A 15047-nucleotide genomic window follows, 5' to 3' on the forward strand; every position below is an offset into this window, starting at 1 on the left:
CCGCCTTTTTTTTCAGCTAAAGCCTAAGCCTTGGCCAAAATAATAAATTGTGTGAGCATCACGATTACCGCTGAAGACACCCCCAGCGAATTAATGATTGTTAAAGCATTTGGATAACTTTCTTTCCGAAATTGTGAGAACAAAGACACCGTCCATAACACGCTGAAAAATAACGACGACAACCCAGATACAGCTTCACTATCAATTCGTCTGCTCCGGAGAAACAATCCGGCAAGGGTGGCGACAGTATAAACAATATATATTACTAGCTCTATCGATGTGATAACGATCGCCTCGCCGGCAGAGAACAAACGCATTAACAAGTATTGAAAACCTAAACAGATAAACACAAGCTGGTTAAAAGATAGTCTCTTCACTCTCATAGCTTAGCTCCTTTAGGATATATTTTCACAAAAGACAACGCTTACATTGTACTAGTGATTGAATATATCTTCTGTGACTTTCCATACCCTGCCAAATATTAGTCAGATAATATCCTCACATACAAAAAAGGAAGTACACTTTGCGAAAAAGATCCGCAAGGCATACTTCCTTTTTTTTACGATTCGATTGTAGATTTAGACGGAATGGGACATCTTAGTTCCAAAATAGAATGAACAGTGGATTTATAAGATGTTTTCTTAAAATTAGGAGGTCATTGCTGTGAGAAACAAACAATCCATTGTCTTCGTGACCATTCCATTATCCGAGATCAAGAAGTTCATCCTTATTGATATTGTTGCTGGATGGGTCTTTTATTTTGCTATAAAATTCCCCTTCCATTCCTTAATTGCCGCCTCTGCCGGAAGCATGTTTGGTCCTATCCTCATACGCCAATCCATGAAGTTAGTTCAAAACCGCGCCAAGGTTTAAGGTTTTAAGAACTGCTCAATCTGTTTTTTATGATGCTTATCATGTGGGATAAAACTTCTCAAATACTTGCGAACGCTGAATTTTTTGCGATCTCCGTCCTTATATTCCTGATTGAATTCATCTTCCGTTAACCCTGCAGCTGCATCTATGATTTTAGTTCTATAACGTACAAATTGTTCAATTAATGTTTGTTCAGATAATAATTTAGCATATTCTACAGCGTTAGCATTAAACTCGTTAAAATCCAAATGCTTAGTTGTGATCGGTTCCCGGAGAATTATTTTCTTAATCGCACCTTCATAAAAATATTTATCCCATAACATGAGATGACAGATGATATCCTTTACAGTCCATTTACCAGCTGCAATAGGCTGATTCCAATGTTTGTCTGATACTTCCCCTAAAGATTCTACGAACGGGATGAGGGACTTAAATTCGAGTAACATTTGCTCATTTGTTTTTGCAGCCAGAGAGATCAACCTCCACATGAAAAATAAAATAATTCAGTCACAACATCTATGCTGCGTCATCCGCAGAAGCTGCGGCCAGATCCATATCGGTAGAGTCAGGATTCAGCCAAATCTCAATCAACTCATGGGTACGCTTCACATCATTTTCGTCAAGCATATAATACCATTGATCCTTCCGTCTGCCTTCACCCTGCAACATATGGCTTGTGATCTCAGGAGTACCCCCCTCGAGAATTACTCTTTTCGCCAAATCAAGAATAAAGTCTGACTTCATATTGGTTTGGAAATTACTGCCTGCTATTTCGATGATTTTCTGTATATTAAGGATATTATCTACTCTCTTCATCCGTTCAAGCGCAGATTTCAAAAAGATCCGCTGCCGCTCCGTTCGTTTAAAATCAGAATCCTCACGGTATCTTACATACATTAATGCTTCAGCGCCAGAATAAATCGGTTTGTTCGGTTCAATTCTTAATTTCTCATGATCCGGGCTCTTGTTCTCAATCACCTTGGTAATCGGAAGTTCAACACCCCCTAGAGCATCTGTAACGCCCACAAGACCGTTGAAATTAATAGTAGCGTAATATTCGATAGGCGCGTTTAATAAATTTTTAACGGTGTCTACACTCATCTGAGGACCGCCATAGGAATGTGCTGCATTAATCTTGGTTTCTTTCCTAGCTCCTTTAACATTTTCCGCTCCGATAATTTCTGCATAGGAATCACGAGGGATCGACACGAACAATACTTTATGATCAACTGGCCGAATCACAGTATATATAATCGAATCAGAAAGCCCGTTCTCTTTTCCCCGCTGATCAGTACCCAATAGGAGGATAGAAAATGGACGATCCTTATTATCCGTCGTGGGTTGGAATCCAGGAGCTTCAGCATTTTCATTATTTTTTAAAGGAACGTATGACCCATCAAGCGTGTGTTCAATAGTCGGAGCCACAACATTATTAAATCCGAAAATCAGCAGTTCTTTACGAAAAACATAAGATCCTAGCCCAGCAATAAGTACGATAGCAAGCATAAATAGCCAGATCTTTTTTTTCCTGCTGGTCTTAGTTTTCTTCTTCACCTTCTTTTTCTCAATTCTACTTAAAGAAAAAGAAGAAGCTGAATGGGTAATCTGTTTATTTTTCATTCGGATCCTTAACCCTTCCTGATGACGGATTCTACCAGCCGGTAATAGGGAATCATGTAGGTTGTCTCAAAGCCTAATCTATGCGCTAAGTTGAAAGAACCTTCGTTATCCAGACGACACGCCCACACCGGCTCAAGCTGATGTTCTAGACAGTATTCGATTAAGGCTGAACAGACAGCGTAGGCATAGCCCTTCCCCCGATGTGCTTCTGAGGTTTCTATGCCAATTTCCAGTTGATGCTCATTAACAAAACCCGAAAATGCCGTAGAGGCAATTTCCCCAGCATCAAGAATATTGAAGCCCAGCCCCTCAGCAAGAAATTGCTCTTCATTCCTCCAAAAATCCTTAGGATTGACACCTCCTGTTGCCGCCATAAACCGTTCTTTGTTCATTCGCACCACTTCAAGGTCTTGGTTAAGATAAGAAGCTTTCTGGTTCAGATATCTCTCGCGGTTAAAGCTGAAGTTGACCCTTGTATTTCTATGGAGCATTTCCTGTTCACTCCAATGAGCGATAACTTCCGGCCAACCTCCCGCTGGATCAGCCTGCAGCAACTCTTGATGATGCCGAATCATATTTTTATTGGTTATGTAATCAAAAAGGTCGCGCTTAAACTCTTCATTATCCGACTCTCCAATTAATAAAGACATTCCACAAGGGTGTGCAATGTAAAAAGCACGCGGGTTAACGATATCGTCAACATATACGCTGCCAGCAATGACTTGCTTCACCACTGACTCAGCAAACATCGTATTTATTTTCACATTTTCTAAAGGCTCAATTGCTTTGTAATAATCTTTACACTCTAGTCGTTTCATAATTTTCTCCTTAGATATCACGTAATGTTTTGATAGATAACCACCAGCTTGTGAGAATATTTTTTTACTGGATGACACCGTTACCTAAAATATCCCATTATTATAGACGATCTTCGGGTCGATAAGTTTCTATTTATAAGAAATTTGTGAGACAAAAAAAGACCATATCCTATCAAGGATTGGTCTACCCTATTTATTAATGCTGATCTTAGATTTTTTTCACAATCATATCGATCTCGCTCTTCAGTAAAAGATATCTGACGACACTTCTCATGATCGGAACTTTAGTCAACTTATGCTGATCTACATAACTTTTCATTTGATCTTTAGACAGCCCAAGCAAGCTTCCCGCTTCAGATACCGTCAATACTTCCTTGTTACTTGTAGCGTTAAAGGTTTTCTTAACTTTTAAATTCCAGTCTTCAAACACCTGCATTTACATCCGCCACCTTTCTATAAAAAAATCCCCAAACGATACGTTTGGGGATTCATTTTACTACTTACAGTTTTACAACATTCTCAGCTTGTTGACCACGATTGCCTTGAACTACGTTAAATTCTACACGTTGTCCTTCATCCAGGGACTTGAATCCGTCACCAGTAATTGCGCTGAAATGTACGAATACATCTTCTCCACCTTCAACCTCGATAAAACCAAAACCTTTGTCTGCGTTAAACCATTTCACTGTTCCTGTTTGCATAATATAATTACCACCTTATTTTTATTTACATGTTATTCTTATCCTCAAAAAATCTCTTACAAAATCTCTAAAAAAATAAAAATTCACATATGGTACAAGGTTATTAACGTCTAAAGAATAACCCTCTACGCTATGTGAATTCGCCAGGTAAATACTTTCGATAGATTGATTATAGCACAGCTAACACCAAATAGATACTCTTCTGCATTATGAACAAAATGGGAAGAAAGAAGGAGCTGTGTCATAAGTGATTCTACGAGTGGAGACTGACCTCCTCACTTTCAAAATCTTAAAATCAACAAAACAGCGATTCTTCTGTTCTCGAAGAATCGCTGTTCGGCGTTTTTTGGTCATTCGCGGTCTGCTTCAACTACACTTTCATTATCCTGCGGGGCTTTCGGACTCAGTTGACGTTATTTACATGTTTTTATCCTTTACAGCTAGAATTCGGACACCAGCGACGTTATTCCTTGGAAAGAGGCTCATATTAAGCATTTTTTGGGCCAATAGCTGCACTGGAGTCCGATAACATTCCAAATATCGGATAATCCTACGTTTAAGGACCACTGTGTCCCTTAGCAGGTTACTAAGCGTATTTTCCAGTGACTAAGCATGTGCTTTCGACACAGCAGTCATTTTCATAGCTTAGGGGATAGCCCTTTTTCTAAAATTTGAAAAGGGAATTTAAATTTTAAAATAGGACAATTTATCCAACAGGTCTTGCACCATTGAGCTAAGTGACTCCGACGAAGCTGAGATCTCTTCCATAGAAGCAAGCTGCTCCTCTGAGGCTGCTGCCACACTTTGGGAGTCAGATGAAGCTTCCGAAGCAAGATCGGCTAATTGTTTAACTGTAACTGAAATTTGCTCCGTACCCGCGGTCATCTGCTGTGCAGCTGCGGACACCTCTTGGATTTGATCAGTCACCTGCGTCATCTCTGTCAGAATCGAAGTAAATAAAAGATCACTATCAGATACACTTTGCACACCAAGAATTACTTTTTCATTGCCGACAGCCATTGCTTGTGAAGCTTGATTAGTATCTTGCACCACATCTTCAACCAAAGCAGTAACTTGTTCGGCAGCTTTTTTAGTCTGATCTGCCAGCATACGAATTTCTGAGGCCACTACAGCAAAACCTCGGCCATGTTCACCCACTCTGGACGCCTCAATAGCCGCATTTAGTGCCAACAGATTGGTCTGTTTACTTATGTTCGAAATCAGGCCTATAATCCCGCTGATCTGAGCAGATCGTTCGCCTAAACGTTCGATTGCCAGACTCGTCTCATCCACAGACAGCTTTAACTCTGACATTTGGTTCACTGCCATTTGAAGCTGCGCACTGCCCTTTTTCGTCTGATCGGTAACCTCATCTGCAGACGCAGACACCGATGACGAAGAGTCAGCGATCCGTTGCACTCCAACATTCAGCTCGCTCATCGCCATTGAAGAATCACCCGCATAATCACTCTGCAGCTGCGCTCCTTCGGCTACTCGTCCAATTGCCACAGCAATTTGTTCAGCAGCTTTCCCAGTCTGCTCAGCGTTAGCTGTCAGCTCTTCAGAGGTAGCTCCCACAGACATTGATAAATCAGCAACAAGTCCAAACATTTCTCGAAGCTTATGGGTCATATGATTAAAATGTGTAGCCATCTTGCCGAATTCATCATCATTTCGAACCTGCAGGGTTTGAGTCAAATCACCCTGAGACATCAGCTGCAATTTATCAGATAACAAGCGAAGCGGTTTAACTACCATCAACCATAGCTGAAGACCAACAATAACAGCTAAAATCAAAATACCAATAATCATAATGATAAAAAATTCTGTTTTGGCTTGTTCATAATCAGCCATGATTACATCCTTAGAAATCGCTGTCTGTGTGTACCAGACCTGGTCACTTCCAGGCATTGGTATCGGAACAAAAGTCCGCAGCACGTCTTCTCCCTTGGAATTTATCGTGTATCCCAGTGTGGCCTCCCCATTCTTCACACGCTTCCACAGTAATGTTTTATCTTCTGTATCACCGAACTCTTTGAGTACACTTTGAGGATCATTTGGATTGGCTGCATATTTGCCATTACCAGTGATTAAAGAAACATAACCTCCCAGAGGTTTATAGTTAACAGCTTCTTCCTGCAATTGGGTTAACGAAACATCGAACCCTACAGTCCCAAGAAAAGCACCCGTTTTATCCAAAATCGGCAGCATGACCGAAATCATCTCTATTGCTCCACCAGTCGTCTCATAGGAATAGGGTTCAATATAGACCGGTTTTTTCTCTTTTTTAGGTAAAAGGTAATAATCACCCGCACCTTCTACATCGTAATTTTTTAAGGGTTCAACCTTAATTGCACCTTGATTTCTAAAGACATAAGGAATAAAACGCCCCGTACCGTCATCATATGGCATCTTATTTATATTAGCCTGATCGTTCTGATCAAAAGCATTGGGTTCCCATAATATGCTCATCCCAAAAATTTCTGGTCTGTGCTCAAGCATAGTTTTCATTGTAGAAACAACATCTTCACGGTCCAAGGTTTGACGTTCTCTTGATTCAATCAGTACCTCAGCGAGCGCTTCACCCGTCGACTGAATGTCTATCATTCTATTCTGAATGGTCTCCGCATAACTTTTCCCTGCGATCTCTGCCTGAAGTTCACCGTTGGATATGCTCACACTACGCAGATTAGCCAGGTTTGCGACTAAACTAAAGAAAAAGATCACAATAATTACTAAACTTACCACCATAACAAACTTAAACGTTAAAGAAAGCCTTCGATACAATGCCATCTGAACAACTCCACTCTAGGATAATATATCTTTAATCGACAAAATACGACCTCTATTCAATAGGACTTATTACCTATAATTCAAGGGATGAAAATTTAAAATTCTATCCATTCCAAAAGTATGTTTAAATAAAAGTAGCCTAATCAAAAAAACATAATACAAAGGAGTTCATGCCGATGGAAATATCCTCTTTTTTGTTGCCAAAAGATCAAGTTGCCTATATCACTAACTCACTATCCATGCTGGAAGCCTTAGAACAATTAGAACAGCACCATTACACGGCTATCCCTATTATTGATAATGAAGGAAAATATGTAGGAACACTTTCGGAGGGTGATCTATTGTGGAAGCTGAAAAACACAGCAGATTTAACCTTTGACAATATAGGGGAAGTTCCAGTAAGTGACATCCAAAAGCATGTTCATAACGAAAGTGTTCTCATTAATGCAGAAATGGAGGATATGCTGACGCTCGCTGCGGATCAGAATTTCGTTCCTGTGATTGATAATGAGGGTGTATTTGTTGGAATTATTAGGAGAAAAGATATCATTGAATATTACACTCGCAACATTACGGATTAATAAAAAATGACCAATCTCCAATACGGAGACTGGTCATTTTATTTTTCATCAAAATTACAGTTCAGTCAGGATAATCGTTCCTTGTGGGGTAATCGCCAAAGTATGCTCATATTGTGCTGACAATCCACCGTCAATGGTACGCGCAGTCCAACCATCCGCATCAATTTTTGTTCTGTAACTGCCTGTGTTCAGCATGGGCTCAATGGTAAATACCATCCCCTCTTTAAGACGAGGCCCTCTCCCTGCTGGACCATAGTGAGGCACTTCCGGAGCTTCATGCATTTCTGAACCGATCCCGTGGCCAATAAAATCACGTACTACAGAAAATCCGTTAGACTCTGCATAAACTTGGATGGCATGCGCAACATCCCCGATACGGTTGCCTGCAACCGCCTGCTCGATTCCACGGAATAACGATTCCTTAGTAGTGTCTAGAAGTTTGGTCGCCTGTTCACTAATATTGCCAATCCCGTAAGACCAGGCCGAATCTGCCAACCAGCCGTTTAAGTTAACAACCATGTCAATGGTTACGATATCCCCGTCTTTTAGCGGCTCTTTTTTCGGAAATCCGTGGCATATTACATCATTTACAGATGCACAGGTTGCGTACGGGTACCCATTATATCCTTTTTGCTCAGGAGTAGCTCCTTGAGACAATATAAATTTTTCTGCAAATTCATCAATTTCCCAGGTCGTAATACCAGGCTGCAAAATTTGCGCAATTTGACGATGACATTCAGCGAGAATTTTTCCCGCCGCACGCATTTTTTCGATCTCTTCCATCGTTTTCATGATAATCATAATATCGCCTCTTCTGTACAGAACTCATCGCTCTCGGGCAACGGTTCTTCTTTTGTATTTAGTTTACCCTTTATATTATGAAAGAAAATCGCGAGAAATCCAAATCATTAGTCAAAAAAAATTATATTTTCCTTCCTGAATCTAAAAATAACATCATTTTTTATGATAATGTTAGATGAAAGACGAGTGCCTGATCAGCACTTCGTCTTATTTTCTAATAAAACATAAAATTATTGTTATCGTTAAATTATTTATTATTCCTAAAAATTCCTTTATATGTTATATTCAAAATAACTGAGGAGGTGATACATGCCTGTAATTGAGTGCATTTACTGCAACCACCTGAAGGATACGCATAATCTAAGAAGCAACCCTATTTGATTAAGGAGGAAATGTTGATGAAATTCAGTAAGCATTTTTCGTTCCGGAAAATCAGTTTGTTAGTATTAATTAGTATCCTTACTCTTTCTATTTCTTTACCTCAACAGCAGGCAGCAGCAGCAAACACTTCTGTTAAGGGCTTTTATGTAAGCGGTACCACTTTGTATGATGCCACCGGCAGTCCTTTTGTAATGCGTGGGGTTAATCATGCACACACTTGGTACAAAAACGATCTGGCTACTGCAATACCGGCCATTGCAGCCACTGGCTCCAATACCGTCAGAATTGTACTTTCTAATGGCAGCAAGTGGTCTCTCGATACCTTGGCGGATGTCCAAAATATTCTTAAGCTTTGTGATCAGTATAAATTGATTGCCATGCTGGAAGTGCATGATGCTACTGGCTCAGACAACACATCTGATCTTAACGCTGCAGTCAACTATTGGATCAGCATCAAGGATGCTTTGATTGGTAAAGAAGATCGTGTCATTGTGAATATTGCTAATGAATGGTACGGTTCTTGGAACACTGCAACATGGGCCAGTGGTTACCAAGCGGCAATTCCGGCGTTAAGAAATGCGGGCATTAAGAACACTTTAGTTGTAGATGCAGCGGGATGGGGTCAATACCCACAATCCATTTTCACTAGTGGTCAGGCTGTATATAATTCAGATACCTTAAAAAATACTATTTTCTCGATTCATATGTACGAATATGCCGGAGGTAATGCTGCTACCGTTAAGAGCAATATCGATAGTGCCTTGGCCATTGGAGCCCCCGTGATTATCGGCGAATTCGGTGACAAGCACACGGGTGGAGATGTCGATGAAGCCACCATTATGAGCTACACTAAGGAAAAAAAGGTAGGATGGCTCGCCTGGTCCTGGTATGGTAATGGCGGAGGCGTCGAATATCTGGATCTAGCCAGCGGTCCAGCAGGAACACTCAGCAACTGGGGAAATACAGTCGTTAATGGAGCAAACGGAACCTTAGCAACCTCCGTGCTTAATAAAATTTATACAACGCCTGGTTACCAACCTGTGCCGGATGGTGGCACAACTCCTACACCTACACCTACACCTACGCCAACACTTACACCAACACCAACACCAACGCCAACAGCTACGCCAACGCCAACAGCTACGCCAACAGCAACAGTAACACCTACAGCCACTCCTACCGGCTCGCCATCCAGTAATCTGGCACTTTACTACCGTGCAGCAGATACCAATGCTACAGATAACTCAATCAAACCTTACTTCAACATTTATAACAACGGAACAACGGCAGTCAATCTAAATGGACTGAAAATTCGTTATTACTTTACTAAAGATGGAAGCGCCTCCCTCAATGGTGTGATCGATTGGGCGCAGATCGGTGCTTCTAATATATCGGTTGCCCTTGGGTCCACTAGTGGAACGAACGCCGACTCTTATGTTGAGCTTACTTTCAACGCTAGCGCGGGCTCCATACCTGCCGGTGGACAGTCAGGAGAAATCCAATTACGAGTGCATAAAAGCGACTGGTCTAACTTCAATGAAGCAAATGACTATTCGTTCGACCCAACCAAAGTTTCCTTCAGCACTTGGAACAAAGTAACCTTGTATCAAAACGATGTACTGCTCTCCGGCATCGCTCCTTAAAAACATAAACCAGCGAGCCTCCCAAGATTGGGGACTTGCTGGTTTTTAAAATTAGATCTGTTGTAGCGCAGATGTTAGGATAATGCTTACTTATAGTAGCTCAAAAGATGACTGTTGCTAGATTTGTCAGTCAACAGTGATCTACTGCTGTTAGTCTGCTCCCGGACTGTTGTTACTTTGATGTTAGTCTACTGTCGGACTGTTACTACTTTGATGGATCTGTTGTAGCGCAAATGTTGGGATCTTACTAGATTATTGTAGATCAAATAAAGGCTGCTGCTAGATTTGTCAGTCAACGGTGATCTACTGCTGTTAGTCTGCTGCTGGACTGTTACTACTTTGATGTTAGTTTACTATTGCTCGTCTATTGTTCCGCTAGTCGGTTGCTGCTCTTTTGTTTGGCTATTCTGCGTACTACTCTACTGTTGCTCCTACTGATCTGATTTCACTCTTTCACACGATCTAATTCGACTCTTTCATTACTCTGACGTTAATCTACTATCGCTCATCTGCCGCTCATCTGCTGCTCATCTGCCGTTCTTTACTTTTTGAACACTCGGTTGTGGTTTTCGGACTCAGATGACGCTATTTGTGCAATTTAAGCCGTTTTGAGCAACTTTCGGACTGGAGAGACGCTATTCCTCTGAAAAAGGCCTATTTCGGCCTCTTTTCATACCCATAACAGCGCTGGTGTCCGAATACTCTGCAAATTGGCAAGGTTTCAGAAAATAAGGGCTCCTGAGTCCGTCACCTTGTTAGTCTACTGCCGCTCGTCGCGCTCATCTACTGCTCTACTATCGCTCATCTACTACTCATCTTCCGCTCATCTACTACTCGTATGCGCTTATCTGCTGCTTATCTGCTGCTCATTTACTCTTGTCTACCGTCTTTACCTCTGGAGCATTTTGTGTACGACACGACACCTCGCGCACCTAACTACGCCCAAACCACAAAAAATACCCCGGCAGCCATCCAACTGGCCCCGGGACATTTTTAAATCTACTTTCATTTAGTCATGGAAATTAAGTCCAGAGGTAACGGCTTTAACATAATCTGCACGGATCACGAAATCTCCAAAATGCTCACCTTGTTGACGTTCTTTGGCATATCGGTGAAGAATAGGTTCAAGCGTCTCTAGGATCTCCTTCTCATCTATGTTTTCTTTATACATTTTATTGAGGCGATCACCCGTAAAGCCTGCTCCTAAATACATATTATATCTGCCTGGAGCCTTGCCGATAAACGAGATTTCACCCAGCGCCGGTCTAGCACATCCATTAGGGCAGCCGGTCATCCGGATTACAATTTCCTCGTCGCGCAAACCAGCTTTATCTATAACAAGCTCCAGCTTATCTATCAACGAAGGCAGATAACGTTCCGCTTCAGCCATCGCAAGTCCGCAGGTTGGCAGTGCTACACAGGACATGGAGCTGCGCCGCAATGCAGAAAGATGTGCTCCATCTGTAAGTCCATGCTGTTTAGCCAGCTCAGCTACTTTTCGTTTTTTGGCAGTAGTGACGTTGGCAATCGTTAGATTCTGATTCGGCGTTAGCCGGAAATCTCCAGTATGGATTTTAGCAATCTCCCGCAAGCCAGTCATCAAGGTGTATCCTTCTTGGTCATGAATCCGTCCGCTTTGGATATAAAGTGTCAGATTCCATTTTCCATTGGTACCCTTCACCCAGCCGTAACGGTCTCCGTTGTGATCAAAATGATAATCATGTGCCGCTTCAAGCTGCCATCCGAGTCTTTCATGCAGTTCGTCAACGAACCATTCCAGACCGTGGCGGTCAATCGTATATTTGAACCTTGCATTTTTGCGGACAGAGCGATTGCCATAATCCCGCTGGATCGTTACGGTCTTTTCTGCCACATCAATCAACTGTTCGGGACGGCAAAAACCAATAATACGTCCCAACTGAGGATAAGTACTGGTATCCCCATGAGTCATCCCCATACCGCCGCCTACAGAAACGTTAAAGCCTACTAGCTTCTCATTTTCCAGAATAGCGATAAAACCCAGATCTTGCGAGAATACATCCACATCATTAGAAGGTGGCACCGCTAAACCAATCTTAAATTTACGAGGTAAATATACCGGACCATAGATTGGTTCTACTTCCGCACGTTCGCCTAAGCTATCTACTACCTTTTCACCGTCTAGCCAAATCTCATGGTAGGCGGGAGTACGTGGGGATAAGTGATCACTCACTTTGCGCGCCCATTCATAGACCTCTGCATGCACCTCTGACTGGTAAGGATTCGGATTACTCATTACGTTACGGTTAACATCGCCGCAAGCTGCCAGCGTCGTCATCAGCGTATCATTAATGCTGCGAATGGTTTTCTTAAGATTCCATTTGAGTACCCCGTGCATTTGAAACGCCTGTCTGGTAGTCAGACGTAAGGTCCCATTACCGTATTTTTGTGCCAGATCATCCATCACTAGCCACTGCTCTGGTGTCGCTACCCCGCCTGGGGCAACTACACGAAGCATGAACTGAAATGCAGGCTCCAGCTTTTGCCGTTCACGCTCATTGCGTAAATCCCGATCGTCCTGCATATAACTTCCGTGAAATTTCAGCAGCCGATTATCATCTTCCGGCAAACCTCCGGTAATCGGATTGCTTAATGTCTCAACAAGCGCGCCCCGCAGATAGTTACTCTCTTGCTTAATGTGTTCAACATCACTTGGAGGCCCGCCGATCGGCTTAACCTTTTCATTGTTTGCCATTGTTGTTATCTCCCCCCGAAGTCATTCGATAACTTTCCTCTATCCATTAGTAAACATCACGTTGGTAGCGCTGCGCCTGCTGCATATTATCCAAATAAGCTGCCGCTTCTTCAGGACTCAGCCCACCCTCATGCTGGATGACAGTAATCAGAGCAGAATGAACATCATGTGCCATATGCTTCTCGTCACCGCAAATGTAAATATGAGCTCCCGCTTGCAGCCATTCGTAGACCTCGCGGCTCTTTTCCAGAATGCGATGCTGAACATATACTTTCTCTTCGGTATCACGGGAGAAAGCAACATCCAGCTTAGTTAACAAGCCGTCTTTTAGCATTCTCTGCCAGTCCGTCTGATAGAGGAAGTCCGTCACGAAATGCCGATCTCCGTAGAACAGCCATGATTTACCTTCCACCCCAAGCTCGCCACGTTCCTCCAAGAAAGAGCGGAAGGGTGCAACGCCTGTCCCCGGTCCAATCATAATGATCGGCGCATCAGGATTTGTTGGAAGCTTAAAGTTAGGATTATGTTGAATGTAGATGGGCAACGTATCTCCCGGCTGGACTCTTTCAGCACAATGTACCGAGCAGACCCCATAACGCTCACGGCCATGTGCCTCATAACGTACAGCTCTAACCGTTAAATGAACCTCATCTGGATTAGCTTTATAGCTGCTAGCAATTGAATAGAGTCGTGCTGGAAGCTTGCGCAAAATAGTCACAAAGTTACTGGCTGAACCTTCCCATGGAGAGAAGTCCTGAACCAAATCGAGCAGATCGCGGCCTTGAATATATTCCTTAAGCTGTTGCGCACGTTCTGGCGCCAATAAATCCTTTAGTTTGTTAGAAGAAGATAACTTCGCCGCTTGCTCAAGCAACGGTTTGGTTAATACAGTGATTTCATAGTGGTGAAGAAGTGCCTCACGTAAGGAACCTTCTTCCCCTTTTTTATTAAATGGAACAATATCATTAGGATTCCAGCCCATAGTATGAATAATAGCGTCTACCAATTCAGGATGATTCTCCGGGTAGACACCCAGCGCATCCCCTGGCTCAAATTGTATGTTAGAGCCTTCTAGTGATAGCTCCAAATGGCGGGTCTCCCGGTCGGAACCGCGTCCGTTCAGATTTAGATTTTCTAATACTTCCGCTTTAAAAGGATTGTTGCGGGTATACAAAGGCTCCTGAGAATCTGTGTCTTCCGCAGCTTGAACCGCTTTTGCCGCAATGGCCGGAGCATTTAAATGTGCATTTAAGGCACCAATCACGCCTTCAAACCATTCGGTAACCGAATCATCATAATCAAGATCACAATCCACACGCGGACTTAACCGCTTGCCGCCAAGTTCCTCAAGCCGCTGATCGAAGTCTTTGCCGGTCTGACAAAAGAATTCGTAAGAGGTATCCCCCAGTGCCAACACTGAGAACTTCAGATTCTCTAATTGAGGGGCTCTTTTGCTATAGAGAAATTCATGGAACATCCGTGCATTATCTGGCGGCTCGCCTTCACCGTGAGTACTGACCAGCAATAGGAGGTTCTCAACCTTCTTAAGTGCATTGGGCTTAAAGCTGTTCATCGCAGTGATCGTGACCTGAAATCCTTGCTCCTCCAGCTTGCGGGACAAGCTCCCAGCCAGCCGTTGGCAATTCCCTGTCTGGGACCCAAACAACACGGTCACTTCACGTGAAGCTACAGGTTGACTAACGGCACTACCTTCCGCATTTCCTATCGTATTTGATTGCACTGCTTGAACCCCGGCACCTGCCGATGGTGCAGTAGTAAGGCCCATGGCCGACAAATAACCGCTAAGCCATATTTGCTGTGTCTCCGTTAAGGATGGTAGAAGACGATTGAGTAGCTCGACTTGGCTCTCGTTAAAAGGACTGTTCGTTACCTGTAGTTGCAACAATATCCACCTCTCCTAAACATGAAATCTTCTGATGATCCGTACCTCATGAAATCAGGCTATCACAATAATTGTAAACGATCAATGATGTCGATTTAACCTAATAATTGTAATTTATTGAAAAAGTATCTATATAGTACGTAAAAACCGATCAAAACAGTATGATTTAACCTGTTTTGATCGGTTTCATTATAAAAAG

The 15047-nt window shown here is 42.6% G+C and carries 13 protein-coding genes; 3 read left to right on the forward strand and 10 right to left on the reverse strand.

Going from position 1 to position 15047, the window contains the following annotated elements:
* Positions 1–23: 23 nt before the first annotated feature.
* Positions 24–383: a hypothetical protein gene (locus tag NSQ50_RS19885; protein ID WP_036685802.1), complete on the reverse strand. Its 360-nt coding sequence runs from the start codon at positions 381–383 to the stop codon at positions 24–26.
* A 280-nt stretch (positions 384–663) separates the two neighbouring features.
* Here NSQ50_RS19885 and NSQ50_RS19890 point away from each other — a divergent pair, with 280 nt between their 5' ends.
* A complete protein-coding gene (locus NSQ50_RS19890) occupies positions 664–873 on the forward strand; it encodes a hypothetical protein (RefSeq protein ID WP_036685800.1) in 210 nt (69 codons plus the stop codon).
* On the opposite strand, the gene NSQ50_RS19895 is transcribed toward NSQ50_RS19890, so the two are convergent.
* From NSQ50_RS19895 to NSQ50_RS19920, 6 genes are all read right to left on the reverse strand, one after another.
* Complete coding sequence (locus NSQ50_RS19895; protein WP_051491412.1) at positions 870–1352, reverse strand: DinB family protein; 483 nt, start codon at positions 1350–1352, stop codon at positions 870–872. The two genes, NSQ50_RS19890 and NSQ50_RS19895, sit on opposite strands and share 4 nt — an antisense overlap.
* Positions 1353–1389: 37 nt before the next feature.
* On the reverse strand, positions 1390–2493 hold the full coding sequence (locus tag NSQ50_RS19900) for an LCP family protein (protein ID WP_051491411.1): 1104 nt from the start codon (positions 2491–2493) through the stop codon (positions 1390–1392).
* Between the two features lie 8 nt (positions 2494–2501).
* Complete coding sequence (locus NSQ50_RS19905; protein WP_038572355.1) at positions 2502–3311, reverse strand: GNAT family N-acetyltransferase; 810 nt, start codon at positions 3309–3311, stop codon at positions 2502–2504.
* A 208-nt stretch (positions 3312–3519) separates the two neighbouring features.
* Positions 3520–3747, reverse strand: coding sequence for a hypothetical protein (locus NSQ50_RS19910; protein WP_036685795.1), 228 nt, complete (start codon positions 3745–3747; stop codon positions 3520–3522).
* Positions 3748–3811: 64 nt separating this feature from the next.
* Positions 3812–4012: a cold-shock protein gene (locus NSQ50_RS19915; protein WP_036685790.1), complete on the reverse strand. Its 201-nt coding sequence runs from the start codon at positions 4010–4012 to the stop codon at positions 3812–3814.
* 684 nt (positions 4013–4696) lie between these two features.
* Complete coding sequence (locus NSQ50_RS19920) at positions 4697–6805, reverse strand: methyl-accepting chemotaxis protein (RefSeq protein WP_052097158.1); 2109 nt, start codon at positions 6803–6805, stop codon at positions 4697–4699.
* Between the two features lie 176 nt (positions 6806–6981).
* On the opposite strand from NSQ50_RS19920, the gene NSQ50_RS19925 reads away from it, so the two are divergent.
* Entirely contained in the window at positions 6982–7386 is a 405-nt protein-coding gene (locus NSQ50_RS19925) for a CBS domain-containing protein (protein ID WP_038572361.1), read from the forward strand.
* Positions 7387–7440: 54 nt separating this feature from the next.
* Here the strand turns inward: NSQ50_RS19925 and map are convergent, their stop codons facing one another.
* Positions 7441–8187 carry a type I methionyl aminopeptidase gene (map, locus tag NSQ50_RS19930; RefSeq protein WP_036685786.1) on the reverse strand — a complete coding sequence of 249 codons (747 nt, stop codon included), beginning with the start codon at positions 8185–8187 and terminating at the stop codon, positions 7441–7443.
* Between the two features lie 398 nt (positions 8188–8585).
* On the opposite strand from map, the gene NSQ50_RS19935 reads away from it, so the two are divergent.
* Positions 8586–10211, forward strand: coding sequence for a cellulase family glycosylhydrolase (locus tag NSQ50_RS19935; protein ID WP_076225094.1), 1626 nt, complete (start codon positions 8586–8588; stop codon positions 10209–10211).
* A 1009-nt stretch (positions 10212–11220) separates the two neighbouring features.
* Here the strand turns inward: NSQ50_RS19935 and cysI are convergent.
* Together cysI and NSQ50_RS19945 are read right to left on the reverse strand one after the other, a co-directional pair.
* A complete protein-coding gene (cysI, locus tag NSQ50_RS19940) occupies positions 11221–12945 on the reverse strand; it encodes an assimilatory sulfite reductase (NADPH) hemoprotein subunit (RefSeq protein WP_076100127.1) in 1725 nt (574 codons plus the stop codon).
* A gap of 46 nt (positions 12946–12991) precedes the next feature.
* Positions 12992–14848 (reverse strand): assimilatory sulfite reductase (NADPH) flavoprotein subunit, encoded by a 1857-nt coding sequence (locus NSQ50_RS19945; RefSeq protein ID WP_076100412.1) that lies wholly within the window; start codon positions 14846–14848, stop codon positions 12992–12994.
* Between the last annotated feature and the right edge of the window lie 199 nt (positions 14849–15047).

This window comes from Paenibacillus sp. FSL R10-2788 (genome assembly GCF_038003885.1).
GTDB lineage: Bacteria > Bacillota > Bacilli > Paenibacillales > Paenibacillaceae > Paenibacillus_AQ > Paenibacillus_AQ odorifer.